We start from the raw sequence: 25662 nt of genomic DNA on the forward strand, positions 1-25662 counted from the left end.
TCGTTCGCCCCGTTGTGGTTCGGGTGATTCGAGTTCATGATCGGCCTACCTATCCCGGGTGGGTGTGGGTGGAGGGGCTACGAGCTTGACGCGTCCGGTGATGCGTTGCGGCGGCGACAACTGTTCATCCGGCACGACGGGACTCGGCCGACGATGTCTGGCCATGGGTGGGGCCGCTCGATCCGCGACGGACGGCGGCACTTACCGGGCGCCCCGGGCTGCACCCTGGCCGGCGAGTGCCTCGGCCAAACCGTGGTCCTGCACCGCCTAACTCCCATTAGCAGGCACACCCGAAAAGATCGATGACGCTGGAGCCAGGTTCGCCCAGGCTATTTGCCAGCAGGGTCGGAGATTCGCCGCCGAGGCCGCGAGCAAACTCCACTGATACGAGGTCAATGTGGCGTTCCATCGCAGGCTAACGCGATCACCAAGGAGGCCACTGAGGTGTGCTGACTTGCCACGGCTGAACCAATCAATCGACTGAAAGGACGCTCCGGAGATGTCTAATCAAACTCTCAACGCTCAGGATGTAACTCCGCGTGACCGCCTTATGGATGCCGTCGAACGCTGCACAGATAAAGCTGTTTCCTCGAACGAACTACGACGACTGCCGCTGGAACAACCACACGTGTTACGCCGAGCGCTGGAGGACCTACTGCCGGGGCGAGTTGTAGTCACCGGCACAATCGAGCGCCGGCTGCTGCTCATCGAACACGGGCACGGGGAGCGATGGATGGCCGTGGACCTGTCTGGCGAGGCGCACGCCACTCGGCGTTGGCCCGGTTGGACAGCGGATCACCTCATGCTAGAAACACCGAACTCGTGGCTGTCGCCAGCGGCTATCGATGAACAGGGAATGCAGCGCCTACTCCGCCCGCGTGTCCTGCTGACAGCTCTGTACCGGCCGGAGATTTTTCCATTGCCGCGGTTTCCGTTGGCGATTTCTGATCTTGCACGAGCAGCGCGAAGCACCCTGACCGGCCAGGTGGACCTGTTGGATATGCAGTTGGGGGTCACCCTCGACGACCTCATCGCCGCTCTTGAGGAGAATCCCCCCGACATCCTCGGAGTGTCCGCGACGTTTGGACAGCACGACCTGATGCTCCGGCTGCTGGATCAGGTGTACGGCATGGCCGTAGCCCCGCTGGCGCTTGCCGGCGGCAGCCTCACCGCGCGCAACGAGCGCCTACTGCTGGACCGATACCCGCAGCTACTCATAGCCCGTGGGGCCGGCGAGCCGACGATCCAGGACGCGATCAGCTACTGGCACGGCGACCTCTCACTGCCCGACATTCGAGGCATCGGCTACTCCGGCAACAGCCGTGCACAGAAGGGCCTACTGCAGGTGGGCCGGTACCGCCGGACCCGGACGATCGCCAACCGCGCACAGACAGACAACTTGCCGGAGCTGGACCTGCTCGATGCCACCTTCACCCACCGCGGCGTCGCGCAACTTGAAACGTCGCGAGGATGCACCAACTACTGCTCGTTCTGCCCACGCGGACATAAGGGCACGTGGTCCGGGGCACGCGCCGACGGAATGCCGGCGGTCCTGGCAGCGATGTCGAAGGTGTTTGACCGCCATCCCGAAACCTCGCGCACGCTGTACCTGGTAGACGAAGAGTTCATCGGCGGCGACCCGGATGCCGCGCCCCGGGCCTTGGCCGTCGCCGACACTGTTCATTCGGCGGGCTTTCGCTGGGAGTCGTCATGCCGGGTTGACCAGGTAGTGGACCCGCACCGCGACCGACAGTGGCACCTCGACCGCGCCCACATGTGGCACGGGCTGCTGCAGCGGGGACTACGTCGCATGCTGTTCGGGGTCGAGTCCGGGGTCACGTCGATCCTTGAGCGATTCAACAAGGAGACCACAGCCGAGCAGAACGCTCTGGCTATCCGGACCCTGACCGCACTGGGGGTACCAACCCGGTTCACCTATATCACCTTCGACCCGCTCATGACCCGCGACGAACTTGCCGAGAGCCACGCGTTCCAGGCCCGCACCGACCTCCTCCTACGGCCGCTGCCCCACCTTCCGGTCGCGACCATCGTGGACGGGGTCCGCGATGAGACGTTCGTCGCCGCGCATACCACCGGTCGGCCGCTGCACACCGGCATCTCCTACATGCTCGTGTCCATGGAGTGCCTGATCGGAGCTGCGTACACCCGTCGCGCTGAACAGGCTGGCCTGACCCGCACAGTCCGCCCGTCAATGGGCCGCGTTGACGCCGACTACGCCGACTGGCGCATCGGCAGCGCCTCCCACCACGCGCAGCTATGGATCGACCGGAACTTCGCGTTCGACTACACCCTCAAAAGCCTGGAGAAAATCCTCGACGGCCAGGCGCGACGCCAGGTCCGCGCCGCGCGGGTGGTCCTCAAGAACGCCGCAGCGACACTGCTCGGCCGTATGCTCGACCTCATCGACCGGCACCCACTCCACACCCCCGCCCCGGAAGCTCTCAACCCCGCGTTGATTGACCTGCTGAACCGAGGGCTTGGCGAGGTACAGGCGGCCATGACACCGACCATCGCCACGGTCCTCGCCGTGCTTCCCGCCGACCGAGCGGACATCCTCACCACTGCCCACACTCACTGGACCACCCCGACCGGCTGGGCGCTGATCAACACGGCAGACCCATGCGGCACGTGACCGCGCCCGAGCTGCCGCCGCGACAACTCACTCGGCTCGGCCGGACCTCCCCGGCACTGGCCGCCGGCTGCTGGCCCCTCGCCGGTCCCTGCGTCAACGATGGCGCGGATGTCGGCTGGGCACCCACCCACGACATCATGGCATTGGACGCGCTACGCGCCGCCTGGGAAAGGGGTCTGCGACTGTTCGATACCGCCGACGTATACGGCCACGGCCGAGGCGAGGAACGTCTCGGCTACCTGCTGGCCGAGGTACCCCGCGACCAGGTGATCGTCAGCACCAAGACCGGCTACGACCGGCGCAGTGGACACCCTTACCAGGCGCTTCAGATGACGCGGCACCTACGACGGTCACTGACCCGACTAGGCACCGACTACGTCGACATCTACGCCTACCACAGCACAGACTTCGGCTCAAATGACCAATACCTCGCCGAGGCGATCGTACAAATGCACGAGTTCAAACGCGAGGGCCTGATCCGCGCTATCGCGATTCGTGCTCCCCATGAATTCGCCACGCAGTGGGCGGACGAGAGCAATCCCCGCGGGAAACAAGCACGACGATTCCTGCACCTGCTCGACCGCTGCCAACCAGATCTGATCGCTGTCCGTCACAACCTGCTCAGCCCTGCCTACCGGACCGACGAGACCACCGTGATCGACCTGGCGCGACAACGCGGAATGGACCTGCTCATCAAGCAGGTCCTCGGACAGGGTCTTCTTATCCGCCACCCCGGACTCCCAGCGACAGCATCGCTGTTCGGCCCGGGTGACCACCGCCGACAGCACAACTGGTTTAGCCCCCTGGGCCGACGTCTGATCTGGGACGGTCTACAGCCGGTCCGGGACCGCTACGGTCACACACCTGCCGCACTGGCCAACGTAGCCATACGCTTCGCACTGACAACAGCCCCGACCGCCGTTGCGATGCTCGGCTTCCGCACTGCCAACCAGATCACCACGATCACTACCCCCGGCCCCGCCCTGACACCGCCAGAGGTCGCGGACCTGGCCGCGACAGGCGCCCGAATTCGCACAAGCCTTGACCAGGTTTCCCCACAACCGGACCCGACCATGACTGGAGTGCAGAGATGACCGAACCCCACCGCTTTCCCGTCGACGTCCTCATACTCCTTCAACGACCCGACGGACGGATCCTACTCACCAAACGCGCCGGCTCCATCTACCTCGCCGGCTCCTGGGCTGTCCCCGGAGGCAAAGTCGACGCCGACGAAGACGTAATCACCGCCGCCATCCGAGAGCTCCATGAAGAAACAGGAGTAACGGTCACCCACGACCAGCTCACATTCATCGGAGTCACACACCACCGCCCCCCACACCACGACTCCCGCATCGGGTTCGGCTTCCTCGCCACCGCCTGGACCAGCGAACCCCGCAACGTCGAGCCCGACAAATGCTCCCAACTCGCCTGGTTCCCACCAGACGAGCTACCCGACCCGACCATGCCCTACACCGCCGAGGTGATCCGCCTCCACCAAGAGAAACAACCCTTCTCCTTGCACGACTGGTGGGGGATCGGTCACTGAAGTGACACCGGGATGCCCCCGCTACCACTAATACCCCGCGAGGTCGACAGTGCGGCGCCTGACCGGGCTTATCCTTGCGCGGGCTGGTCCCCGCAACTGGCGTATCGCTGCGGGGACCAGCTTGTCGGTGGCCTGCGGCCAAGGCTGCTCCACCTGCGCGTGGCGGTGGCCAGCAGCCGAGCGGTGACCTCGTCGACCTGTTCAGGTTCGCCGCCGGCCCGACCGCTCGCCAGCGCCGGTCCCTGCGCTGTGGATAACTCCGATGTTTGTGGATGATCTCCTGATCATGGCCGGATCTGTTTGCTCTCGTGTCACCAGCAGCGCGGATGCAGGGGCGGGCTGTAGAGGGGATTACACGTCGTCGGGGGGTGATCGCGTTCTTCCTCCCTGCCCGACCAGCGTCGAGGGTGTTGCGAGCCTTCGCTGGCATGCGTTGTTGCGGATCTTCGCCCGAGAGAGCCCACATCTGTCCCAGGATGGGTGTGGGGGTGCGGACATGAGCGGCACCGGCGGTCGGTGTGACGGGGGCTGGGGTGACGTCAAGGCACGTATGGTCGAGCGCCGGGCCGGGACCGGTGTTGCGTCGGCCAGTCGCGCCGATGCTCGCGGCGCCGGTCGACATCATGCCCGAGGGCCCGGGCCTGGTGCACGAGCCGAAGTGGGACGGTTCTCCAGAGACTTCGAGGTGTCTCAGGGGTGAGACGCCGCCGCGCAGTCAACCTGACCATGCCGACCCACGCGGCTCGATCGAGACCACGGTGATTTGCTACCGGCGCCTCTACGACATCGATGCGGTGTCCGCTTCTAGCCGATGAGCGGATGTCGAGGGGGCAGTCCGACGGGATTTACGGACCAGGCTGACTGTTATCGTCCGCCGCGTGAAGAGCGATGACGAGCTCCTGGAATTGGTTCGCCATGACCTGAATCTCGCCGAGTTGCTGTGGGAGGTCTGCGAGTTTGACCTCACGCGCGGTGATCACGGGGAGACTGTCCTACTGTCGTCCGGGCAGGCACTGGAAGGCACAGCAGGTGACTTCACTGGCGGCACATTCTTCCTCTGCGGTGAACGCCGCTCGATCCGTCCGGTCTTGTATGCCAGCTCCGAAGGGCAGGCCGGCCTTATCGGCCATAGCCTTGCCGAAGCCTTGGAGGTCATGATCGGGCTACCGTCCTGGTGGGACTGCCTGAAGTTTTCCGCCAGCGGGGATCTGGTGACCATGCAGGCGGCTGCGGAGCACCTGCAGCGCGACGAGCTCAGAGACCAGCCGGAGGTTGGAGCTAAGCGAGTCCAACTCGCGACAGCACTGTCGTTGGACCTGGCGACTGTCCCGCTGCTGCTGGCCCGCTTGCATGATGCGGTGGCGGGGACCGCACCTGATTTCCTCCTCACCGTCGAGACTGGTGAGGAGTACGAGTCGCTGTTTGGGCCGTGGCTGCCGAGCCGCAATCCCTCCTGGAGTTGAGAACCTCCGTTGCAGCCTGTCATCGACTATTTCGTCAGGAAGGTCCTCGCCGAGTGGGACGCCGAGCGTACCGACCAGCTACGTCAGGTCCACGAGCCAGGCGGGGCATAGTCTGTCGCCTACCCGGCTCACCATAGAATTTTTCGGACGGCAACCGGGAGAAGGGGCGAGGGTGGCGTTCAAGGGCGGGGTGGAGAAGGTGGTTGCGGCGGCCAGCCCAGAAGTTCTGTGTCGCGACCTCCCGTGCAGGCCTGACGCGGTGTCGGGGCTATGGACTCGGCGTCCGTTCCTTGCTGGGATCACAGTTCAATGGCAGCTCGTGAATCACAATTGGCCTGGCCCGGGGCTCGAACTTTGACAACTTCACAAACGCGCGCTCGCTTTCTGTGAGCACCTTGCAGTTGATCTAGGAACCTGAAGTGGGTGTCCCATGCGCTGTAGGTTCCGAGCTTCGGAATGGGGGCCAAAGTAGCAATTCAGGCAGGCGGTCAGTGTTTAGCCAATGATGGGTGGCTATCCTCGCTGCTCGCGAGCTCCTTCACCGGCCCGTAGCGGTCGGTCTCCATTGCGGCCCGTAGCCAGGCCACGTCCGCGCCCGGTCGCAGCTGGCCTTCACCGGCCCGTAGCGGTCGGTCTCCATTGCGGCAGGTGGGGGATGTCGAAAGCTTTGCCGTTGTAGTGCACCCTTCACCGGCCCGTAGCGGTCGGTCTCCATTGCGGCAGCCTCGTTACCCGCATGGTCCTCATCGTGGTCACCGCCTTCACCGGCCCGTAGCGGTCGGTCTCCATTGCGGCAAAGGTTTACGCTGTGACCCATGAGTACCGGCCCACCTTCACCGGCCCGTAGCGGTCGGTCTCCATTGCGGCAGGCGGACGTACCTGCTGAACACCNTGACCGCCCGACCTTCACCGGCCCGTAGCGGTCGGTCTCCATTGCGGCCTTGCCGTGTCCCAGCCGGTGGGTGTGGGCGTCCAGGTCTCTCCATCGGCCCATAGTGGTTGCTCTCCATTGCGGCGACGGGCGATGTGGTCTGCGTCCTCCCCGACATGCCATGCCTTTACCGGTCAGTAGCGATCGGTGTCCATTATGGCAGGTTCTGTCGAGGAGCGGATGGGTAGCTGTTGGTCTGTGTGTTGCCGCCGCTCGTACTCGCGGGGAGGTGTGGGCGAGTAGAGTCGCGCGTCAAGCGAAGGTCGGTCCAGTGCTGTTATCTTCTTCCGGTGTCGCTCAGTCCCGGCTCTGTTTGTGACGGCACCGTGCTCCGTTGTGGCGATGCAGGTCGTGCGACCTTTTGTGGATCGGATGCATGTCCCTGGCCCTAGGTCAGGGCTCCGATCTTTCTGTCGGGAATCGGACGTAGATTAGATGCAGGTCGTGCGACAGGCATGCAGGAGGTTCAGAGTAGGTTGACCGTACGCCAAGGTCCTCGGGTAAGTAGCGATGCGGGTGACCTTCACCGAACTCCGCCCCCCTTGCAGGGAGTGTCGATGTCCTCTTTTGAGGCCTTTTTCGAGCAAGCGACCGGTGTGCCTCCGTACGGGTATCAGGCTCGGCTGGCGCGCGATGGTCTACCGGCGGTGGTTCAGGCGCCGACCGGTTCGGGTAAGACGGCTGTCATTTTGGCGTGGTTGTGGCGGCGGCTGCACGGCCCTGTGCGGGAAGGCACGCCGCGACGGCTGGTCTTCGCTTTGCCTCAGCGCACGTTGGTCGAGCAGGTGGCTGCTGAGGTTCGCAGATGGTTAACCAGTCTCGATCTTTCCGATGAGGTTGCCCTGCATGTGGTGATGGGGGGTGAAGGGCGCACACAGCGTCAGTGGCGGTTGGATATGCACCATCCCGCGATTGTGGTGGGTACGGTCGACTCGTTGGTCAGTAAGGCGCTCAACCGGGGCTATGGCGTCAGTCGGGCCGTGTATCCGATCGACTTCGCGTTGGTGACCAACGGTGCGCAGTGGATCGTCGATGAGGTTCAGCTTTGCCGGGAGTCGACGACGACGTTGCGTCAGCTCGCTGGGTTTGTGGCGGCAGCGGGGAGTGGATGGCCGACGGCGGAGCCGTTGGCGTTGACGTGCATGTCGGCCACAGTTTCCGAATCGCTGTTGGACACGGTGGATAATCCGCTGCCCGGCATCGGCGACGTTTTGCGTATCGTTCCGGAGGAACGGGTTGGTGAGTTGGCGACGAGGCTGAACGCTAAGCGGACGATCCGCCGGTTGCCGGCCGAGCCAGGTGATCACAAGGCGATTGCTGGGGCGGTGCGGGATCGACACCGGCCGGGCACGTTGACCCTCGTCGTGGTCAACACGGTGGCCACCGCCAGAGGCGTTTACACCGCGCTTCGCGATAGCGCAGCGCCCCGTACGTTACTGCATTCCCGGTTCCGTGGTGTCGAGCGTGAGCGGCTGGTTGGGCAGGTAGTCGCCGAGCCTGGCGAGCTCGGCCGAATCGTCGTCTCCACGCAGGTTGTCGAAGCGGGTGTGGACATCAGCGCGGCGGTGCTGGTCACTGAGGCGGCGCCGTGGCCGTCTGTGGTGCAGCGCGCTGGGCGGTGTAACCGGACGGGGCGGGTGGCTGACGCCGAGCTGTGGTGGCTGCCGCCGGCGAAGCATAGCCCGTATGAACGGGCTGACATTGAGGCGGCGGTTGACGAGTTGGCCGGGCTGGAGGGGGTCGGTGTCACGGGGGAGGAGCTGCTGGCCCGACAGGTGGCGGTCACTGAACCGGAGATCTCGGTTATCCGCCGAGGGGACCTGCTCAGTTTATTCGACACGGCCCCCGACCTCGCCGGTGCCGATCTGGACGTCGCACCGTACGTGCGTGACGCCGACGACCTGGATGTGCAGCTCGCCTGGGGGGACTGGACGCCGACCGACACCAGCGGCCGGCCGCCGGCTGAGGCGAAAGCGCCACCGGCCGAGTGGCGTTGCCGGGTGCCGCTCGGCGAGCTGAAGGCGCTGCGCAACCGGGGCGCGGTCGTGTGGCGCTTCGACCAGGCTGCCGGCCAGTGGGCGCAGGTCACCGAAGGCCAGCCGGCCAGGCCAGGCGAGGTGCTGGTCGTGTCGGCCAAGTACGGCGGGTACGACCCGCAGGTCGGCCTCGACTCGTCGGTCAAGAAGCCGGTGGTCGACTGCCCGTCGCTGGACGCCAGGCCGGATCCCGCCGCCGGCACCGATCCTGCCTCGGGCGGCGAGGACGCCTACCAGCAGGACGACGCGAGTGTCGCCCAGCGGGAGTGGCTGCCGCTGGATCAGCACAGCGACGACGTGCGTGGGCAGTGCGAGGCGCTGCTCGCCGTGCTCCAGCCGTCACTGCCAGCCGCGGTGAAGCGGGCGGTGGTGACCGCCGGGTACGCGCACGATGCCGGCAAGTGCCACGACGCCTGGCAGGAGGCGTTGTGCGCGCTCGCGCCGAGGGAGGAGCGGGAACGGGTCGAGTTGGGTCGGCCGTGGGCGAAATCGGCCGTCAACGGGCGGCTGAACTTTCCCCGTGACGGCAGTTTCCGACATGAACTGGTCTCCCTGCTCCTGCTGGACGGGCCGCTGCGCGCTCTGCTGGAGAGCACCGACGCCCCGGACCTGGTTCGCTACCTCGTGCTTGCGCACCACGGCAAGCTGCGACTTCAGGTACGTGGACCGGATGACACCGACGCCGAGACGCTGCTCGGTCTCAAGAACGGCGAAACCGTACAGTTCCCCGACCTGCTCGGCCAGCCGGCCGGGGAGTTGACCGTCGACCTCGACCAGTTCAGCTTCGGCGGCGACAGTTCCTGGACCCGCACGGCCCTCGGGCTGCGCGACCGGTACGGCCCGTTCATCCTCGCGTATTTGGAGACTCTGGTCAGGGTCGCTGACTGGCGGGCCAGCGCCGGTATGGGGGAGGCAGCTTGATGGCCCGCCACGTCCTACCCGGGTTGCGTCCGGCTCCGCTGGCCTCCTACCTCGCCGGGCTGGGCCTGATCCGCATGCTTGGTGAGCAGGCCGACCCGAATCTCACCGCCCGGTGGACCGACGGCGGGCTGGTCCTGACCACGACGGTGGAGGACACCGCGGCGTGGTTGGTTGACCAGTACGTGCCCACGCCGGTGCTCAGCCCTTGGAACGAGGGCAGCGGATTCGGTGCCAAAGACAGAACCCCGAAGCAGACCCTCGCCGCGCTCGCCGCGCATCCCTCGCCGCGGCTGGACGCGTTTCGCCGCGCGTTGCCGGCGGCCACCTCTGTCGGCGAGAAGTACCGATCGTCGGCGGGCTGGACGAAAGCACGGGCCGTCCGCGAGTTCCGCAACCGCTGCCCCGATGAGTTGCTGCCGTGGATCGATGCCGCCGTGGTACTCGCCGCTGACCAGGTGCACTTCCCGCCGCTGCTTGGCACGGGGGGCAACGACGGCCGGTTGGACTTCTCCACCACCTTCCACCAACGCCTGCTGGACGTGCTCGATCCGGCGATCAGGGATCGTGCGCGTTCCCTCGGCCAGGCCCGTGACCTGGTCGCCGGGACACAGACGCAACGGTTGCACCGCGCACCGGTGGGACAGTTCGACCCAGCGGCGGCGGGCGGCCGCAGCTCCTCGCCGTTCGGCGGAGCCGATTCGGTCGTGAACCCGTGGCAGTTCATCCTGCTGGTCGAGGGTGCCTTGCTCTTCGCCTCCAGCGCCACTCGTCGCCACCAGCACGCGGCCGGGCGGGCGGCGATGCCGTTCACGGTGTTCGCGGCGCCGGACGGCTCGGCCAGCGGCGCCGCAGGGGAGACATCTCGCGGCGAGGTGTGGGCGCCGGTGTGGGAGGAACCATTCACCCTTGCGGAGGTCCGCCAGCTCTTCGCCGAGGCGCGGGCGTCCTGGCGCGGACGGCCAGCCCGGCAGGCCGTCGAGTTCTACGCGGCCACCCGAACCCTGGGCGTCGCCCGAGGGGTGACCGGCTTCGTCCGATACGGCCTGCACCAGCGCAACGGCCTGGCCTACGTGGCCGTACCGGTAGAGCATCTCACCGTGCGTAGCAGTCCCGAGGTGCGGCTCGCCGCGCGGCTGGAGGACTGGGCGTCCTGGCTACGCCGGGATGTGGCATCCACGGTGGTCGGCCGGGCCGTGCGCGGCTTCGACGCTGCGCACCTGTCCTTCGCCCGTGACGGCGGTCCGCTGTCGCTGGCTCGCCTGCTGGCGGCAGTGACCAACCTGGAACTGGCCGTTGGGCGCAGCGGACGGGCACGGGACAACGCCAGGGTACGCAAGCCGCCGTGGGCGCACGATTTCCTTCCCGTGCTCGGCGAGGCCGAATGCCCGGAACTGCGGGTCGCCGTCGGTATCGCCTCCTGCACCACCCGTCCCGGCCCGGACGCGGATCGCCAGCCGGCCCGGAGCATGCGACAGATCCTGTTGCCCATCGACCCGGATCTGCGGTGGCGGGACACCCCGGTCATCGCCGGCTACGGCCTGCGGCCGCTGCGCACGGTGTTGGCCGACGTGCTGATCTGGCGCAGCCGTACCGCCACCCAGGAAAGGCACCACAGTGACGCGTTTCGGGGCACGCCGACCTTCCGCACCGGGATCGCGGTCCCCGACGCGGATCTGCACGCCTTCGCCACGCCGGGTCAACTCAACGATGACCTGCTCGACCTGTGGCTGCGCGCCTGCCTCGCCCTGCGCTGGGACGGTGTCCGCCACGAATGGGCAGACCCCGGTCGGCCCCCGGTGCCCATGCCCACCCTCGGCCTGTTTCATCCGTTCGCCGCCGGTCTTGCCCCCAAGCTGGACCGAGAACGGGACACACCTCGATTGGGGCTTGGCCCCGACTGGGCGGCGCGGCTGGCCGCCGGTCAGCTCACCACCGTGCACGACGACGCGGTCCGCCGGCTACGGCAGGCCGGCTGGCGGGCCGTACCCCGACCGGAGCAGATCCACGCCGACGGCGTCGCCATCGCCGCCGCGCTCGTACCCCGGTGCCGGCAGCCGCAACGGGTCCTGGCATGCCACCTCGCCACACCGATCCGCGCCGAAGAAGCCGCCGACACCCATATGCCCGACAACCCGGACGACAGCGTCCCGCAACTGGTAGAGGAGAGTTCGTGACCACCAACGCCCGTACCGTGCTCAAGGTCGAACTGCGCCCGCTGGTCGGCTCCCGATTCCAGCCGACCGGCTTTCCCGACCTCGGGGCCGCCGAGTTCGACTCGGGCGACGGTCGCGCGTTACTCGTCGAGTCGGCCCAGTCGATGGCCAACCGCCTGGAAGCCGCCACCTGGGACGACGCCCGCGTGGACCAAGCCGAGGCGCTGGCCGGCCTGCCATACGTCAAGGTCGTCGACGGATCCGGCGCGTTTCTGTCGTCGAGTCGTCTGGAAGCCCACCGACTCGCCTCCGCGTACGTCATGTCCGGCGCGATAGACGGTGTCAAGGGCGAGGACTGGATGCGTGACCGCCTGGGCCTGCAGGCCGGACGGCCACTGGACCACCGCGCGGTGGCGCGTGCCTGCTTCGCGCTCGACCCGGTATCGCTAGTGCACGGTGTCTTCTTCGCCCGCAAGGCGTGGCCCTGGCAGCCGAAAATCGCCCGTGCGGTGACCAGTTTCATCGAGGCGTACGACGTGCGCCCAGCCGTCAGCGGCGGCGTCAAACGCGACGTCGTCATCAACGAGGCCAAGGACGGTGCGACCGCCGAGGGCTACGGAACCGTGCCGCACCACCGGGTCGAGTACACCGCGGGCCGGATCACCGCCTACTTCGCCATCGACCACTCCCAGGTGCGCTCGTACGGGTTGTCGAAGGCGGGCACCGCCCTGCTGACGGCGTTGATCGACTACGAGATCGGCAGCCTGCTGGACGGCGGGTTGCGGCTGCGCACCGCCTGCGACCTTGACATCGTCGCGGTGTTGGGCGAGCGCCCGGACACCGCTGACGCCGCCGGTCGGGTCGCCAAGTTCCTCGGGGAGTGCGGTGACGAACTTGCCCCGGTCACCACGGTCACCTGGACCGGACGGGCCAAGGGATGAGCATCACCCTCGCGGTCCGCTTCCCGCTGGGCCGATACCACGCCACACCATGGGACCGGAGCGTCAACGAAGGTGCAGTGGAGTGGCCGCCGTCCCCATGGCGGCTCATGCGTGCCCTGGTCGCGACCTGGTACACACGCTGGCCGGACCTACCGGCTCCGGTACTGGACGGGCTACTCGAAGCCCTCGGTGACCCTCCGTCGTACTGGACGCCACCCACGCGCGCTGCACACACCCGCCACTACCTGCCTGACCTTGACCACAAGAAGGGTGAGACAGGCGGTACGGACCTGACACTCGATCCGTACTTGTCAGTGTCGCCAGACGAGGATCTGCTGGTGCACTGGGATACGGACCTGACCGGCGAGCAGCGCCAAGTGCTGGCCAAGCTGTCCGAACTGCTGCCATACCTCGGCCGGGCCGACTCGGTTTGCGAGGCCCGGCTGCTCGAAAGCGCCCCGACGCCAGACGACACGTGGTGGCGCCCGACAGCCAACGGCCTGCAACAGATACGCCTGCTCGCCCCCGCTCGTCCGATCCGCCGGCCGATCCTCGAACTGACCACCGTAGGCATCCGCAAACAGCGGCGTACCATGCCACCGGAGACGACGTGGCTGAGCTACGCCCGTACCTCCACCCGCACGGCAACGGCCCCACCACGACAGCCGATCGGCGGCGTGCACGCGCTTCGGTTCGCCGTACTGCCACGGGCCCCGTTCAAGGCCACCCGCGCAGTGTTGCTCGCCGACGAAGTACACCGTCAGGTCACACGCAGACTGGACGGTGGCCGTGAGGCCGTGCTCGGCCACGGCGGAGCCGCCACCGATCACCAGCACGCCCACTGGCTGCCGATCCCTGATGGCCATCACCGGGGTGCCACCGTCGGCGCCCTGCTCGTCTGGGTACCCGCGGGGCTGACACCGACCGAGGTGGCGACGATCCTCGGGGTGCGCAGTGTCTCCGGGCGGCGCAGCCGCCGCACCGAGAACGAGTACGAGGTCAAGGGCTTCCCCACCACAGATCTGCTGCTGCAAGCCGCCGGACCGGTAGCACAGGTCGCGCCAGAGCTGTGCGGGCCGGCGCGACGGTGGCGCAGCCTCACCCCATACCTGCCAGTGCGGTACCGCAAACGGGAGGCACTCGACGCGTACCTCACCACCGATGTGCATCGGGAGCTGGGCTACCGAGGACTCGGCGCGGCCGAGGTCACCCAGACCAACCCGGACGAGGGACTGTCCAACCGATGGGCGCTGGAGTTCCGGCGCTACCGCATGACCGAGAATCTCGGCAAAGCACGCAGGGGGCTCGGCCTGCGGCTGGAGTTCCCCGACGAGGTCACCGGGCCGCTGCTGCTCGGACAACTCAGCCACTTCGGATACGGAATCTTCGTCCCCGACGATCGCAACGACCAACCATGACAGTCCGCCCTGCCGCGTTCCGTGCCGGCGCACATACTCAATGGCTACGGCTACGGCGACTGCCCGCAGCTACTCGTCCGGACACCTGCCATTGGCTGTCCTACGAATTCCTGGGGAGCTGGCGGGGCCCAACCACATTCTGCGGTCAACCATCGGGACGAAGATCGGATGGGACAGGCCGCAGTGACAGTTGGCCTGGTCCGCCTTCGGACAGGGGGAGCCGGGCCGTGGAGCCAGCCGTGAACACTTCGAATGAGTCGCCTATGACTGTGGCCCCCAGCACTCGCCGGAGGTCCCAACTGGGCGTTGGGTCGAGAGGGCGGCCGGAAGCGGGTGCCAGCGCACGGTAGCGGGCCCGCTTGATCAATTAACGACGCTAGTCGGTCGTGATGTCGAGGACCGACTTCCGCCGTTGCTGGTCACCATCGGTAAGCGGATGGTGCGAAGACTGTGCCTTGCCGACCTCGTGAGCATCTTAAAGCAGGTCAAGGAGATGTGCGCATACCTGTCTCGCGTCGGACGTGACGACGCGCCGGATGAATGGGAGGCGAGTGTACGGGCGATGTACGAGGACCTGATCGCTCGGCTCCACAGCGGTGACATTCCGGATGATGTGCTCCGGCCTGTCATCGACTATTTCGTCATGAAGGCCCTCGCCGAGTGGGACGCCGAGCGCACCGACCAGCTACGTCAGGTCCACGAGCCAGGCGGGGCATAGCCTGTCGCCCACCCGGCCCACCATAGAATTTTTCGGACGGCAACCGGGAGAAGGGGCGAGGGTGGCGTCCAAGGGCGGGGCGAAGAAGGCGGTTGCGGCGGCCAGCCCAGAAGCTCTGTGTCGCGACCTCCCGTGCAGGCCTGACGCGGTGTCGGGGCTATGGACTCAGCGTCCGTTTCTTGCTGGGATCAGTTCAATGGCAGCTCGTGAATCACAATCGGCCTGGCCCGGGGCTCGAACCTTGACAACTTCACAAACGCGCGCTCGCTTTCTGTGAGCACCTTGCAGTTGATCTAGGAACCTGAAGTTGGTGCCCCATACGCCGTAGGTTCCGAGCTTCGGAATGGGGGCCAAAGTAGCAATTCAGGCAGGCGGTCAGTGTTTAGCCAATGATGGGTGGCTATCCTCGCTGCTCGCGAGCCCCTTCACCGGCCCGTAGTGGTCGGTCTCCATTGCGGCCGGGCGGATGAGCCCTGGTGCCGGGGGCACTGGTCGCCTTCACCGGCCCGTAGTGGTCGGTCTCCATTGCGGCTACGCACACACCAACAGCTCTAGCTTGTGCCCGCAGGCCTTCACCGGCCCGTAGTGGTCGGTCTCCATTGCGGCCCTGTAGGCCACCTCGCGCTGTGGGCGTCTGGGCCGCCTTCACCGGCCCGTAGTGGTCGGTCTCCATTGCGGCGTGACGCCCTGGTGGAGGAGATGCCCGACGGCACGGAGGCCTTCACCGGCCCGTAGTGGTCGGTCTCCATTGCGGCGCGCTTGCTGCGCAGTCACCTGATGCTGCGCTTGCTCCCTTCACCGGCCCGTAGTGGTCGGTCTCCATTGCGGCGTGACGCCCTGGTGGAGGAGATGCCCGACGGCACGGAGGCCTTCACCGGCCCGTAGTGGTCGGTCTCCATTGCGGCACGGCCCGCGCGGACAGGGCCACGGTCTGGGTGAGTCCGGCCTTCACCGGCCCGTAGTGGTCGGTCTCCATTGCGGCGCTTGGTCGGCTAGATCCCGTAGCACGTCGGCGTCGGCCCTTCACCGGCCCGTAGCGGTCGGTCTCCATAGCGGCCACCGGTAAGACAGCCCGCCTGCGGGTGATCCTGGTCCCTTTACCGGCCCGTAGCGGTCGGTCTCCATTGCGGCAACTGCGCACCCCGCCCGGCAGCGGGCTGCGCCAGCACCCCTTCACCGGCCCGCAGCGGTCGGTCTCCATTGCGGCCTCAGGCAGTCTTGTGGAGCGCTGGGCCGCGGTGGGGGTGCCTTCACCGGCCCGTAGCGGTCGGTCTCCATTGCGGCACGGGGCGAATGCCGGGCAGCTACCATCCATAGCTGACTACCACGTCATCGTTCATGCACTGTGACGGTGGGGCGGCGGTATCGATCGCCCCTCGGACACTCAAATATGATCTCCTGCACTGCAGGTCAGGCCCCCTCCAGCGAGGGGGCCTGATTCGTTGTAGGGGACCGGTAGGGGAACTCAGTTTTGGCCGTCGGTCCTGCGGCGCATGATGGCTCTGGCACACATTTTGTGAGTCGCGCTCGTCGGTAGTTCGGGTTGGGTTGCCGGGATGGAGATCATTCCGGCGTTGCTGCCGCACCTGATGGGCTTGCGGTTGGAGGCGGTGGTGGTCCGGGCCGTCGGGGTCAGGATCACTGCGGCGACGCAGACGGTGCGGGCACGGTGTGGCGCCTGTAGCGTGTGGTCGACCACTGTGCATGGCCGCTATGTGCGGAGGCTGGCCGATGTCAGGTTGGGTGGTCATGAGGTGCTGGTCGCGTTGACGGTCCGCCGATTCACCTGCGCCAACNCCGAATGCTGGCGGNGAACGTTCGTCGAGCAGGTGCCCGGGCTGACGCGGCGGCATGCCCGTCACACCGTCGTGGNCGCGGGNGACCTGGAAGCCGTCGCGGTGGCGCTGGGCGGTCGACCGGGCAGCCGGCTGGCGCATCGGTTAGCGGCATCGGTGTCGCGCTCGACATTGATCCGGATGATCCGCCGGATGCCCAACCCGCCGCCGGTGACACCGACNGTGCTCGGCGTGGACGACTTCGCCCGCCGTCGAGGCCACCGCTACGCGACCGTGCTGCTCGACATGCACACCCGCCGGCCGATCGACATTCTGCCCGACCGCACCGCAGACACCCTCGCCGCCTGGCTGCGCGACCATCCCGGTGTTCAGATCATCTGCCGCGATCGAGGCGGCAGCTATGCCGACGGCGCCCGCAAAGGGGCACCTGACGCGATCCAGGTCGCCGACCGGTGGCACCTACTGAAGAACCTCAGCGACACCGTCGAGAAAGTCATCCGCGGGCACCGCCGATGCCTACGCACCCACACCGAACCACCATCTGCCCTGGCCGCACCGCCCGACGAGCCCGTCGCAGCGGGACGACGGGCGGCGAACACCCGCCAACGCCACGCCGCCGTGCACGCCCTACGAGCCGAAGGACTGTCGATCAAAGCAACCGCCCGCCGCCTCGACATGAACGTCAGAACCGCCCGCAAGTACGCCCACGCCGCCACCGCTGAGGCGTTGATCGGCCCGAACGCCAGCAGCCGACCCAGCGTCCTCGCCCCATTCCACTCCTACCTACGGCAACGCCTCACCGACGGCATTCACCAGACCGCTGACCTGCACGCCGAGATCCTGGCCCGCGGCTACCACGGCAGCTTGCGGGTGCTGCGGGACTGGCTCACCATCAACCGCACCCGACCCGCCCCTGCCGCCGCAATCCAGGTGCCGTCGGCCCGGCGGATCACCGCCTGGATCATGCGACCCGGCCACAAACTCACCGACGACGACCGCGCTGATCTCGCCGACGCCCGCAGACTCTGCCCGGATCTCGACACCGTCGCCGACCTCGCCCGCGGGTTCGCCGCCCTGGTCCGCCACCAGGGCACCGGCCAGCACCTCGACGCCTGGATCAACCGAGCCCGCCACGCCGGCTACCCCGAAATCCGCGGCTTCGCCGCCGGCCTGGCCAGCGACCGCGACGCCGTCGTCGCCGGCCTCACCCAGCCATGGAGCTCAGGCCCGGTCGAAGGCCAGGTCAACCGCATCAAGACGATCAAGCGCCAGATGTATGGCCGAGCGAACCTCGACCTCCTCCGCAAATGCGTCCTGGCCTCCCCATGAGCCGTCGCTGAGAAGATCAATCACAGAATGTGTGCCAGAGCCAGTTTTCAGGCGGAGCCGACACCAAGATTGGTCGCAGCGAAAGGCTGGGCCGCATCCGCCGGCTCGATCAGCCTGAACCCGACTGAACCGGCCGTGTCTGAAGTCGATTCCGCGCGTTTGCTGAGCGTGGGGGCTGGTGGGCGGGCGGTGGGGAGAGCGCGCGTCTCTCACGTCCGCGAGGACGTGCTTCGAGCTGTGCTTGCTGGGCTGCGGAGGCTGTGATGACCGACGACCGAAGACCGTCCGAGCTGCACCCCAACCGCGACCCGTCCGGGACGCCCCCACTGCCCGATGGCCACTGGGTGCGAGCGAGTCGCCCCCCGGACCCGAACCCGCTCACCACCCGGCAGAAACTGACGGCAGTGCTGGTGGTGATGATCGTTGTCGTCGCTGTCATAATCGGCGTGCTCCGGTGACGAGGTGGGAAGAACTCCCGGCTAGCTCCGGAGGAGGGCTCAACTTCGCGCCCCCTTTGCCGCACTGTTGGCCGCATGTGGCCACCCGGCCGGCAAACGTCAGAATGGCCAAGCTGAATGCGCTCTCATCGGGCTCCCCGTCGAAGGAGTGCCCGCGCTACGCCTCGGCGCGTCCGTTTCGACGCGCCCGGTAGGCCAGGTAGGCGGCGGACCTCATGAATTTCCAACTCTTGTCGACCGGCCAGGGCGATCGCCGCGGCGTACGGTCGCACGTCGGGCTGACGGAGCAGGACCTCGGTCTCCTGTAGGGCCCTGAGCAGAACCCCTCGGTCCGCATGTGGGTGTTGCGCGACGAGCCGGAGGAAGTTGTTGCGTTCCCACTGGTCGAACTCGCCGGCCAGCAGCCTGTCGATGTCCGCCATCGGGGAAGTAGAGCAGGTCGCGGATGGGCTGGTCAGGTATCTGCCCCGGCCCGGTCGCTCGTTGCGGCAGTCGCCTACCGTCGACCTGTGACGATGAGCGACGAGGACTTGGCCGTCATCCGCCGGCGACCGGCGTACCAATCGGCCTTGTGGCTGGGGCGGCTGGCCGTCGTGCCACAGTTGGTGCCGTTCGCCGTCGTTGCGCTTGCTGATGACATCAGCTTGGCGGATGCGGTCTTCTCCTACGCTTGGCTTTCGTTGGTCATGCTGGCCGGCGCGTTCCTACTTCTCTGGCGTGCCGGAGTTCCCTTCGAACGACAGGGTTGGTCGGTGGGAACGGCCACGGACCCCAAGCTCAACGAGGCCCTGAGGGCAGATCTCCTCTTCCGGCGAGGGTGACGCTTCGCCCGACCGTGCTACCTGGCTTCGCCGATTGCCGGCCGGCCTCGACCAGCTGCGGCGGCACGACCCGCGGCACGCTTGCTGGGGTGGTGGGTTTGGGAGAGTTGCTGGCCTTGTGCGCCGAAGTCTCGGCGTGGCTTGCTGGACCCGTTCGACGGAGCGCGCCCGTGATGGCGCAGGACGTGAGCCGGAAGGCCTTGATAGGCAAGCGTCGGGTTGCCTATGGTTGACGGGTGTAGGTGCTGACCGTACTGGCAGGGGCGGGGCTGGGCCTGTTCCGAAGGGGTCGGCGGGCCGTGCCGAGGTCCATCATCTCGGTGCCGCACCACTGCGCGCTCGATCATTGAGCGGTGGCCACTGAGCGAACAGGAGAACGCACGTGAGTACCCCACCGACTTTGGACGAGAAGGACGCGCAGGGCCGCAAGACCGGCCGCTGGACCGACCCGGACCCGCACGGCGGTGTGATGGTGGGCGAGTATGTCGAGGGTGAGCGGCAGGGCACCTGGCGGCACTTCTTCGCCGATGGCAGGTTGCGTGCGGAGGGCGGCTTCGACAACGGGACCGTGCACGGTGAGTGGGTGTGGTACCGCTCGTCTGGCGGAATCATGCAGCGGGGCGGATTTGACCACGGATGCAAGCATGGCACGTGGACGAGGTGGAACGCCGCCGGCGAGATGATCGACCGGGGTGACTATGGCAGCGACAAGAAGGTCGGTGAGTGGACGACCTTCAACCCGGACGGCACGGTGAAGCGCACGGTGACCCACCGCGCCCGCCGCTGACTGTCGGCATCGCGCGCGGCCGTGAGCTGATCATTCCCAGAGCTGACGGCGCGTGGACGGTGCGGCCTTGGCCCGAAGTGCGGCACCAGGACCAGCGGTACGCCACGAACAGCCTGACCACGCCACTCAGACTGAAGAGGCGCCTGTGCGCCCGGCAGGATTCGAACCTGCGGCCTTGGGATTAGAAGTTAGAGCGGTTTCGTGTTAGCCGGTCCCGCTGGATAGTGAAGGGTGCCTATCAATCCAGGTGGGCACCCTTCTTCATGCCGGCCGGTCCCACCGGCTGACGGCCGGTCCAGAGACATCCGGGCTCACACCGGGCTCACCATCCAGGGGTGAGGCGGGGAGCAAGAAGCCACATAGAAGACCCCCGCATCACACCGTCACTGCGGGGCCGGCAGTACGGGCCCTGTAGACGCGAAACCCCCGACTACCCCTTAGAGGAAGGGCCGGGGGTTTCGTTGTGTGTGTGGTGCCTCAGCGTTCTACGTGCCCGCTGCTGGTGAACGCGACGAACGAGCGCCACGCCTCCGACCCGAACACGAGGAACGCCTTCCCTTTTCCGTCTGGTAGTGGTTTCCGGTCCTCCAGGGCCCGCACTTCGTCCACGGACAGGAAACCGGCCTCAACGGCGGTGCGGTCTCCAGAAACCCCAGGTCAGGGGCCATTTCTGATGGTACGCCTGGCAGGATTCGAACCTGCGGTCTTGGGGTTAGAAGGTAACTGAACGCTGACTATGGGTTGTCACGGCGATCACCGATCTCTAGTATGAGTGCACACAGGACGGGGGACTGTGCCGTGAAGCTGTTCACAGCATACCCCTCAGTGTTGATTCAAGGAGGGCTTGTGTACACATCTCAAGGTTCGTTGCGGTCACGACTGGCAGGAAAGCGCGTCGTTCAAGCAGCAGTTCTGGGCTTGCTTGCCAGCGGCGCAATCGGGCTCACTGCCGCCGCTCCTGCGACTGCTTCCGGTACGTCCAATGTCGTCTTCAACTGCTACACCCAGTGGTGGAACACGGCTTGGGCGCAAAAGTGCTTTTCACCGGGCGCGAAGTGGGCTGGTCACTACTACTCAACCGTCGATTGCTCAGCTCAAGGTTCGCGCCTCCTGAAAAAGTTCCGTGTCCAGAACAGCACCACCACCTACAGTGGCGGCGACTGCACCTTCAGCGTCGGTAACGGTAAGATGACCTACGACTACAACTGATCAACGCCAGTGGTGAGGTAAAGGAGTGTGGGCCGTTGGCCCGCACTCCTTTACCTCATGTTCGTGAAATGAGAGTCTCTCCATGAGTGTCGTGCTCGACGCACTGGCCCAAGGCTACGGAAGGTCCACCGTCATCGACAACTTTAGTTCGACGTTGCGGCCGGGGATAACCGCGTTGCTGGGTCCCAACGGGGCGGGTAAGACGACCCTGCTGCGTACGTTGGCAACCGTGATGCCACCGCGGAACGGCGTAATCCGCATCGACGAGGTCGAGATAGACAGCGAGCGGACCGCTCGCCGGGTTCGTGACCGGATCGGCTATCTGCCGCAGGACTTCGGCGTCGACCCGCAGATGAATGTTGCCGACTTCGTGACATATGCGGCCTGGATGCGCGGTGTGCCGGCCAAGCAGTGGCGACGAGCGGTCGATGAGGCGTTAGAGATGGTTGATCTGACCGATCGGCGGAAGTCACGGATGCGCAGCCTGTCCGGCGGCATGCGCAGGCGCGCCGGCATCGCCTGGGCGATTGTGGGGCGACCGCGACTGGTGCTGCTGGATGAGCCAACGGTCGGTCTGGACCCGCGCCAGCGGCTACAATTTCGGAAGATCATCTCAGGGCTCGGTGAAACGGTCGTGGTGCTCAGCACCCACCTTATCGACGACGTCGGGGCGGTCTGCGATCGGGTGATCGTGATGCACGGTGGAGCGGCCAGGTTCGACGGCAGGGTCGATGAGTTGGAGGCCCTGGACCACGATGGCCTCCCCGGTCACTCTCCACTGGAACGGGCGTACATGCACCTGCTGCCCGAGGGAGAGCAGGAACTGTGAGTACGGTATGGCTACACCTGCGAAACTCCCCGATCCGCTGGGCACTGCCGGTGCTCGTCGTCGTCGACTTGGCGGTGTTGTTCCTGCGGAACCGATACTGGATCGGCGTCTGGCCAGAGACTGGTGCCGCAGCACAGGTGCCCGCGTATCTGCTGGGAATTGTCGGAGCGGGTGCGGCGGCCTGGTCGGCGGGCACGCCACAGCGGCACGGGCTAGAGGAACAACTCAGGGCCGCGCGGGTCCAGCCGATGGTTTCGGAGGCTCACCGACTCCACGCGACCGTTATCATCCTGCTGATCCCCTATCTGATCGGTCAGACGGTGGCCTTCGCCGTCACCGCCCGGACGTTCCCGCCGGGCGTGCACCTCTGGCTGGGCTACCTCCTGCTTGGTCTATTCGCGATCCTGCTCTCAGTTGCACTGGGATGGGCATGCGGCCACCTGTTCGGGCCCGTGTTCGCAGCTCTCGTGGCGGCGTTAGGGTTCCTGTTCCTAACTGCCTTGCTTGACCGGGTGGGGTTCGTCGTAGTCTCTGGTCGGCCTGAGGTGGCGGTTGATCCGATGCCTTTGGCGTTGCGGCTGGGGTCGGTCGTGGCCCTGTTGTTGGTCCTGCTGTGGCTGTCCGCCGCAGGTGTCTCAGGACAGGCTAGGCGGAGGGCGTGGGTGCTGGTCCCTGCGATTCTGCCGCTCGTCGTGGTCATGTTCAGCACCAACGCGGTGGCCGACCGGAAGCAGCCGGGGAACAAAGTGACCTGTGTCCGGGGGTCGACGGTCTTATGCATCTGGCCCGAACAAGAGAAGTACCTACCCCAGCTACGCGCCCTCAGTGCGCGTATCGACCTGCTGCCCGACGCCTTCGTCCGGCCGCCACGGATCAATGAGGTCGGCCTCCTGAAGACCCGATACATCGGGCCGGACGGGAAGGAGTACCTCGGCTATGAGGGAGGGCCGCCGATCTTCCAGATCCTTGAGGGCAGTCCGTGGTCCTATGCCGGTGACATAGGGACCGCGGTAACCGCATCGACCTTCGGATTCCAGGACTTTCAGGCCTGCGACTGGCAGAAGATCACCTCATCGGACGAGCCTCGACTCTGGGCCGTCGGCGCGTGGCTGGAGGCATTCCTGGCCGGTGAGGATAGCCCCGACTATCACACCAACGCTCCCACACAGATGCAGCAGGCATGGGCCAAGGGGCGGGCGATCGCCGGCAACCGGTCTCGCGTCGATCAGCTTCGATGGGCTGAAGGCGAGGTGAACGATCTTCGTGGGCGTTACTGCCAGTCGGGACGCTGAGGTGTCCGGACAGACGCTTCCAGTCCGGTTGTTTCTCACGGTCAGGCCGGTCCGGACCGTGCTGGCGGTCACGGTTCTCCTGGGCGCACTCACCGCCTGGTTCGGTCTGATCGAAACGCCAATACCTACAGCAGTTGACGAGGGCAAGGCGAAGATCCCCCTGTGGCGCATGCTCACCATGGGCGTTGCCGTAATGCCGGTGCTCTCGTTGCATAGTCCGCTTGCCAGTCTGGAAATGGTAGCCACCCGACGGCTTCGTTCCATGCAGCGGCTCTACCTCGCCGGCCTAGGTATCGGCTCTGCAGGGATCTTCTTGGGCATCTGCACGTTCGTGATGCAGCCGGAGATAATCGGAGTTATCGCGCGGTCGTGGATCGCCTGGGTCGGGCTGGCCCTGACCGCAGGAGTAACCATGGGATGGCGGCTCGCCTGGACACTGCCATCGCTAGTGGCCATCGTGCTGTTCTACTGGGGATACACTGGGAACCAGCAATACCAGTGGTGGGAGTTCAGCGCTCGACCACACGACGATCTACCCAGCCTCATCCTAAGCGCCACACTGCTTGCGATAGGCCTAATCGCGTACGCGGCGACACCATGGCGTCTCCGCCGCTGGAGACACGGATAATAGCGTTCCCGTCGGTGAGTAGACTCGTCATCACCTTGTGCCAAAAGTCAAACGCCGTGTCGAACGGGTTCGGCTGACTCAGCCACGCCGGGCCCGGGACCGGCTCCCTCACCTTCCCGACAGTCCGCACCACATCAACAGGTAGGGCCGCTACGGCATCAGCGATCAACGACACGCACGTGTACATCGCCGACAGGTTGAGGGCTGTGTCCTGGCTGACGGTCACTCCGGCCCACGTCGGGCCCTAGCCGCCGAGAGCGGCAAGAACACCACTAGAAGGTGCCGGTGCCGCCCGACGTTCCCTGATCCGGTCCCACAAACCCAACAGGCCACCTCCAAAGACGAAACTGCCCGCCCCGGTTGGGGGCGGGCTAGGACGGTTCGTGGGCTATTTGACGCCGGTCACCCGGACGACAGCCGCCGGGTTCGGCACCAGCAGATCAGCGCGCATCTTCGCCGTCACCAGCGTTTCGTCAGTCGCACCATAGACGTACGGGTTGACATCGAAAACGGTGTCCTCCCGAACCACCGCGTACACCTCGGAGGGCACATACACGTAGATGCTGTTGCACACGTTCCCTGACGTGCCCTCAGCCTCGGTAAGAGACAGGTTCCCGGACAGGTACACGGCACGACCGAACAGGCGACGAGACACACCACCCGACGCGCTGCCGGCGCTGTCCTGAATAAGCGACTTGTTGGAACCGTTCGCTTCCTTCAGCTTCAGAATCTGCCGCCATGTCCGAGGCGGCAAAACGATGACAGCGGATTCCTCATCGGCGTTCGCCTCCGCGAGCAAGCCCAGGGCGTCAGCGACAACATCCAGGTTCGCCAACGCGGCACCGTTAGTACCCGCCGAAAGCGTCTGGATACCAGCAACATGCTTCAGTCCCCGCACGTTCGGGGCGGTACCGTCGCCCTCGAAACAGCTCAGGTCGTAGGCTAAACCCACAGAACGGATCAGGGGCTTCGAGAGCTGCTCAAGAACGGACGGCTTAGCGTCGCTGGCAACCTCATTGGGTACCCGGGTGCCCTGCATGAACTTCCGGGGCACCGCCGTCAACGACTCCGCGTTCGGGTCGCTCAGCGGCACATTAGCCGCCTCCCCCACAGCACCAGCAACCCCGTCACTGGTCATGTGAGGAATCACCACGCTGTCACCGCTGGTGCGGATGACCTGAACACCACTACGGACAATGACACTAACGACCTCGTGCGTGGTTGCGAGTCCTTGAGTATCGATGGTCGTTATTTCGATCATGGTTGGTGCTTCGATCATGATGAACCGTCGGATGACAGGCCTGTCCCGGGAAGCGATTGCGGGCCTGGTCGCTGAACTGGCACCGCGGTGGCAGGCTCGTCACCGGGATCGGCTCGCCGCGCGCGCACGTAGTCGCCGCATCGGTGCTGGCGCGAAGCATCGGTTCGGGTTCGCCGACCGCTTGTTGGCCACGCTGGTGCACTTGCGACATGGGTTGACCCATGACGTGGTGGCCGCGTGGTTCGGGGTACACCGCTCGACGATCACGCGCAGCGTCGCCGAGGTGCGGCCGCTGCTGTCCGAGCGTGGCTGCCAGGTGAACGACGGCGTCCGGTTGCGCACCATCGCCGACGTGGTGGCATACCTGGGCCATCACCCCAGGGCGTTGATGGACGCGACCGAGGTGCGGGTCCGCCGACCGGTCGAGGGCCGGGCGGGTAGGGACCGGTTCGTGTCCGAAAATCCCGACTGA

At 66.2% G+C, this 25662-nt stretch carries 21 protein-coding genes and 2 CRISPR repeat arrays; of the genes, 18 read left to right on the forward strand and 3 right to left on the reverse strand.

Going from position 1 to position 25662, the window contains the following annotated elements; genetic code table 11:
- Positions 1-856: 856 nt before the first annotated feature.
- The 11 genes from B118_RS0112980 to B118_RS0113030 all read left to right on the forward strand — a co-directional run bounded on the left by B118_RS0112980 (position 857) and on the right by B118_RS0113030 (position 18363).
- The gene (locus tag B118_RS0112980; RefSeq protein ID WP_028192873.1) at positions 857-2653 is read left to right on the forward strand and encodes a B12-binding domain-containing radical SAM protein; all 1797 of its coding nucleotides are present in this window, start codon (positions 857-859) and stop codon (positions 2651-2653) included.
- Positions 2641-3747: an aldo/keto reductase gene (locus B118_RS0112985; protein ID WP_028192874.1), complete on the forward strand. Its 1107-nt coding sequence runs from the start codon at positions 2641-2643 to the stop codon at positions 3745-3747. The genes B118_RS0112980 and B118_RS0112985 overlap by 13 nt, the downstream gene beginning before the upstream one ends.
- Positions 3744-4199: an NUDIX hydrolase gene (locus B118_RS0112990; RefSeq protein WP_028192875.1), complete on the forward strand. Its 456-nt coding sequence runs from the start codon at positions 3744-3746 to the stop codon at positions 4197-4199. Before B118_RS0112985 ends, B118_RS0112990 begins: the two co-directional genes overlap by 4 nt.
- 878 nt (positions 4200-5077) lie before the next feature.
- Positions 5078-5662: a hypothetical protein gene (locus tag B118_RS0112995; RefSeq protein WP_027650531.1), complete on the forward strand. Its 585-nt coding sequence runs from the start codon at positions 5078-5080 to the stop codon at positions 5660-5662.
- Positions 5663-6197: 535 nt separating this feature from the next.
- Positions 6198-6603: a CRISPR direct-repeat array (repeat unit 38 nt; unit sequence CCTTCACCGGCCCGTAGCGGTCGGTCTCCATTGCGGCA).
- Positions 6604-7150: 547 nt separating this feature from the next.
- Positions 7151-9550, forward strand: coding sequence for a CRISPR-associated helicase/endonuclease Cas3 (locus B118_RS0113000; RefSeq protein WP_026272801.1), 2400 nt, complete (start codon positions 7151-7153; stop codon positions 9548-9550).
- Positions 9550-11724 (forward strand): type I-G CRISPR-associated protein Cas8g1/Csx17, encoded by a 2175-nt coding sequence (gene cas8g1, locus B118_RS0113005; RefSeq protein WP_028192876.1) that lies wholly within the window; start codon positions 9550-9552, stop codon positions 11722-11724. The genes B118_RS0113000 and cas8g1 overlap by 1 nt, the downstream gene beginning before the upstream one ends.
- The gene (gene cas7g / locus B118_RS0113010) at positions 11721-12644 is read left to right on the forward strand and encodes a type I-G CRISPR-associated RAMP protein Csb1/Cas7g (protein WP_018820059.1); all 924 of its coding nucleotides are present in this window, start codon (positions 11721-11723) and stop codon (positions 12642-12644) included. Before cas8g1 ends, cas7g begins: the two co-directional genes overlap by 4 nt.
- Entirely contained in the window at positions 12641-14062 is a 1422-nt protein-coding gene (csb2, locus tag B118_RS0113015; RefSeq protein WP_028192877.1) for a type I-G CRISPR-associated protein Csb2, read from the forward strand. Before cas7g ends, csb2 begins: the two co-directional genes overlap by 4 nt.
- A gap of 466 nt (positions 14063-14528) precedes the next feature.
- A complete protein-coding gene (locus B118_RS0113020) occupies positions 14529-14780 on the forward strand; it encodes a hypothetical protein (RefSeq protein WP_238323910.1) in 252 nt (83 codons plus the stop codon).
- A gap of 422 nt (positions 14781-15202) precedes the next feature.
- A CRISPR array of direct repeats spans positions 15203-16064; the repeat unit is 37 nt; unit sequence CCTTCACCGGCCCGTAGTGGTCGGTCTCCATTGCGGC.
- Positions 16065-16336: 272 nt separating this feature from the next.
- Positions 16337-17905 carry an ISL3 family transposase gene (locus B118_RS0113025; RefSeq protein ID WP_028192878.1) on the forward strand — a complete coding sequence of 523 codons (1569 nt, stop codon included), beginning with the start codon at positions 16337-16339 and terminating at the stop codon, positions 17903-17905.
- Positions 17906-18168: 263 nt separating this feature from the next.
- Entirely contained in the window at positions 18169-18363 is a 195-nt protein-coding gene (locus tag B118_RS0113030) for a hypothetical protein (RefSeq protein WP_018812257.1), read from the forward strand.
- 125 nt (positions 18364-18488) lie between these two features.
- On the opposite strand, the gene B118_RS0113035 is transcribed toward B118_RS0113030, so the two are convergent.
- Entirely contained in the window at positions 18489-18785 is a 297-nt protein-coding gene (locus tag B118_RS0113035; RefSeq protein WP_018812256.1) for a hypothetical protein, read from the reverse strand.
- Positions 18786-18872: 87 nt separating this feature from the next.
- Here B118_RS0113035 and B118_RS0113040 point away from each other — a divergent pair, with 87 nt between their 5' ends.
- From B118_RS0113040 to B118_RS0113060, 6 genes are all read left to right on the forward strand, one after another.
- Positions 18873-19184, forward strand: coding sequence for a hypothetical protein (locus B118_RS0113040; protein WP_018812255.1), 312 nt, complete (start codon positions 18873-18875; stop codon positions 19182-19184).
- A gap of 382 nt (positions 19185-19566) precedes the next feature.
- Complete coding sequence (locus B118_RS0113045) at positions 19567-19971, forward strand: toxin-antitoxin system YwqK family antitoxin (RefSeq protein ID WP_026270866.1); 405 nt, start codon at positions 19567-19569, stop codon at positions 19969-19971.
- Positions 19972-20769: 798 nt separating this feature from the next.
- Positions 20770-21180, forward strand: coding sequence for a hypothetical protein (locus B118_RS31705; RefSeq protein WP_155254602.1), 411 nt, complete (start codon positions 20770-20772; stop codon positions 21178-21180).
- An 82-nt stretch (positions 21181-21262) separates the two neighbouring features.
- Positions 21263-22009: an ATP-binding cassette domain-containing protein gene (locus B118_RS0113050; RefSeq protein WP_018812253.1), complete on the forward strand. Its 747-nt coding sequence runs from the start codon at positions 21263-21265 to the stop codon at positions 22007-22009.
- A complete protein-coding gene (locus B118_RS0113055; protein ID WP_018812252.1) occupies positions 22006-23301 on the forward strand; it encodes a hypothetical protein in 1296 nt (431 codons plus the stop codon). The genes B118_RS0113050 and B118_RS0113055 overlap by 4 nt, the downstream gene beginning before the upstream one ends.
- The gene (locus tag B118_RS0113060) at positions 23273-23929 is read left to right on the forward strand and encodes a hypothetical protein (RefSeq protein WP_018812251.1); all 657 of its coding nucleotides are present in this window, start codon (positions 23273-23275) and stop codon (positions 23927-23929) included. Before B118_RS0113055 ends, B118_RS0113060 begins: the two co-directional genes overlap by 29 nt.
- On the opposite strand, the gene B118_RS33870 is transcribed toward B118_RS0113060, so the two are convergent.
- Both B118_RS33870 and B118_RS0113065 read right to left on the reverse strand, forming a co-directional pair.
- Positions 23844-24116 (reverse strand): phage portal protein, encoded by a 273-nt coding sequence (locus B118_RS33870; protein WP_420329455.1) that lies wholly within the window; start codon positions 24114-24116, stop codon positions 23844-23846. The two genes, B118_RS0113060 and B118_RS33870, sit on opposite strands and share 86 nt — an antisense overlap.
- 201 nt (positions 24117-24317) lie before the next feature.
- On the reverse strand, positions 24318-25208 hold the full coding sequence (locus B118_RS0113065; protein ID WP_080678052.1) for a phage major capsid protein: 891 nt from the start codon (positions 25206-25208) through the stop codon (positions 24318-24320).
- 13 nt (positions 25209-25221) lie between these two features.
- Here B118_RS0113065 and B118_RS32835 point away from each other — a divergent pair, with 13 nt between their 5' ends.
- Entirely contained in the window at positions 25222-25662 is a 441-nt protein-coding gene (locus tag B118_RS32835) for a helix-turn-helix domain-containing protein (RefSeq protein ID WP_238323911.1), read from the forward strand.

The sequence above is a fragment of the Salinispora pacifica CNR114 genome (assembly GCF_000514775.1).
Classification (GTDB): Bacteria; Actinomycetota; Actinomycetes; order Mycobacteriales; family Micromonosporaceae; genus Micromonospora; species Micromonospora pacifica.

Bases quoted from the DNA above. Each gene is read 5' to 3' on its own strand.
- B118_RS0112980 (WP_028192873.1), top strand. From the start codon at position 857: ATGCAGCGCCTACTCCGCCCGCGTGTCCTGCTGACAGCTCTGTACCGG.
- B118_RS0112985 (WP_028192874.1), top strand. From the start codon at position 2,641: ATGCGGCACGTGACCGCGCCCGAGCTGCCGCCGCGACAACTCACTCGG.
- B118_RS0112990 (WP_028192875.1), top strand. From the start codon at position 3,744: ATGACCGAACCCCACCGCTTTCCCGTCGACGTCCTCATACTCCTTCAA.
- B118_RS0113000 (WP_026272801.1), top strand. From the start codon at position 7,151: ATGTCCTCTTTTGAGGCCTTTTTCGAGCAAGCGACCGGTGTGCCTCCG.
- cas8g1 (WP_028192876.1), top strand. From the start codon at position 9,550: ATGGCCCGCCACGTCCTACCCGGGTTGCGTCCGGCTCCGCTGGCCTCC.
- csb2 (WP_028192877.1), top strand. From the start codon at position 12,641: ATGAGCATCACCCTCGCGGTCCGCTTCCCGCTGGGCCGATACCACGCC.
- B118_RS0113030 (WP_018812257.1), top strand. From the start codon at position 18,169: ATGACCGACGACCGAAGACCGTCCGAGCTGCACCCCAACCGCGACCCG.
- B118_RS0113035 (WP_018812256.1), bottom strand. From the start codon at position 18,785: ATGGCGGACATCGACAGGCTGCTGGCCGGCGAGTTCGACCAGTGGGAA.
- B118_RS0113050 (WP_018812253.1), top strand. From the start codon at position 21,263: ATGAGTGTCGTGCTCGACGCACTGGCCCAAGGCTACGGAAGGTCCACC.
- B118_RS33870 (WP_420329455.1), bottom strand. From the start codon at position 24,116: ATGTACACGTGCGTGTCGTTGATCGCTGATGCCGTAGCGGCCCTACCT.
- B118_RS0113065 (WP_080678052.1), bottom strand. From the start codon at position 25,208: ATGATCGAAGCACCAACCATGATCGAAATAACGACCATCGATACTCAA.
- B118_RS32835 (WP_238323911.1), top strand. From the start codon at position 25,222: ATGACAGGCCTGTCCCGGGAAGCGATTGCGGGCCTGGTCGCTGAACTG.